Genomic DNA, 1,414 nt, shown 5'->3' on the forward strand with positions numbered 1-1,414 from the left:
GGTCCGGCCGCGTGCGCGGCGGCGGGCCCGGTCCGTGCGTCCGGCTCTGTCGGCAGGTGGACCACGCGGGTCCCGGGGGGACGCTGGGTGTCGTCGAAGGGGCCGGTGACGAGCATCGTGACCTCGTCGCCCCGGTCGCGGAGCGCGGCGACGACCGGCAGCACCCGGTGCAGGTGCCCCCGTCCACGGTTGTGGACGTACACGCCGATCATCGCCCGGTCGCCCCTAGGCCGACCCCCGGGCGGCGCCGACGAGCGCCTCGCAGAAGGCCGGGAGATCGTCGGGCCGGCGGCTCGTGAAGACCCCGTCGTCGCTGACGAGCTCGGAGTCGACCCACTCCGCGCCAGCGTTGACCAGGTCGGTCCGCAGGCTCGGGAAGGAGGTGACCTTCCGGCCGCGCACCACGTCCGCCTCGATGAGGACCCACGGCGCGTGGCAGATCGCGAACACCGGCTTGCCAGCCTCGACCATCTCGCGCACGAGGGTCACCGCGTGCTGGTCCCCGCGCAGGGCGTCCGGGTTCGCGACGCCGCCGGGCAGGACGAGCACGTCCACGTCGGCCGCGGAGATGTCCGCACTCGTGCGGTCCACGGGCCGGGTGCCGGCCGGGCTGAGGTGATCGACCAGCCCGACCTCGCCGTCCTCCGTGCTGACGAGGACCGGCCGGAAGCCGGCGTCGGAGACGGCGTCCCACGGTTCGGTGAGCTCGACGCGCTCGATCCCCTCGGAGGCCACGAGGAAGGCGACGGTACGGGTGTCAGTGAGTGCATCCTGTGTCTCGGTCATGATCCCGATCGTGAGGTCCTGCCCGCCGCGCCGCAACCGGTCCGGCGACGGTAGACCCGGGTGCTCCGGTCCGGCACGATACCCCCATGGGCAGACGAGATCGGATGGACCGCAGAGGGCGTCGCGACAATAGGCGCGGTGGGTGCGGGTGCGGGTGCTCGCTGGTCCTGCTGCTCCTGCTTCTGGCGGGTCTGGTGGTGGCCGCGGAGTTCGGCGCGCGCTGGTACCTGTCGGACCGGGCCGAGCGCGAGGCGTCGGCGGAGCTCGGGGCGCCGGTGTCCGTGGAGTTCGGGACCAGCCCCGTGTTGTGGGACCTGGCCACGCAGCAGGCCGTGGGCACGGTCCGCCTGACCTCCCCCGGTGACGCCACCGTGCCGCGGATCGACGTGACCGGCTACTCGGTCTCGCAGGTCGACGGCGGTATCCGCGCCGAGTCCGCGGACGGCACCGCCACACTCAGCGCCGACCAGCTCGCGGCGGCCGCCGCGGAGGGCAACCCAGCGGAGGGCTCGCCGATCGCGGGCATGACGGAGGTGCGCTCGGTGCGCCCCGACGCACCGGCCGGCCTGCTGCGCGCCGACATCGGCGGCATCGCGGAGATCGGGGTGCAGCCCGGGGTGAACGACGG

At 74.2% G+C, this 1,414-nt stretch carries 2 protein-coding genes and 1 pseudogene; 1 reads left to right on the forward strand and 2 read right to left on the reverse strand.

Annotated features, from left to right (window positions below):
- Both G6024_RS03975 and G6024_RS03980 read right to left on the reverse strand, forming a co-directional pair.
- Nucleotides 1-212: pseudogene (locus G6024_RS03975) on the reverse strand (hypothetical protein); the annotation flags it as partial.
- Nucleotides 213-225: 13 nt separating this feature from the next.
- Nucleotides 226-786: a type 1 glutamine amidotransferase domain-containing protein gene (locus G6024_RS03980; RefSeq protein WP_067719144.1), complete on the reverse strand. Its 561-nt coding sequence runs from the start codon at nucleotides 784-786 to the stop codon at nucleotides 226-228.
- 86 nt (nucleotides 787-872) lie between these two features.
- Between G6024_RS03980 and G6024_RS03985 the strand changes: the two genes are divergently transcribed.
- A partial coding sequence (locus tag G6024_RS03985; RefSeq protein ID WP_159148124.1) for an LmeA family phospholipid-binding protein occupies nucleotides 873-1,414 on the forward strand: 542 nt, incomplete at its 3' end.

This window comes from Dietzia maris, from assembly GCF_014144855.1.
In the GTDB taxonomy this organism is placed as follows: domain Bacteria; phylum Actinomycetota; class Actinomycetes; order Mycobacteriales; family Mycobacteriaceae; genus Dietzia; species Dietzia kunjamensis.

What these genes read in the sequence shown, in the direction of transcription:
- G6024_RS03980 (WP_067719144.1), bottom strand. Translation starts at nt 786, where the DNA reads ATGACCGAGACACAGGATGCACTCACTGACACCCGTACCGTCGCCTTC.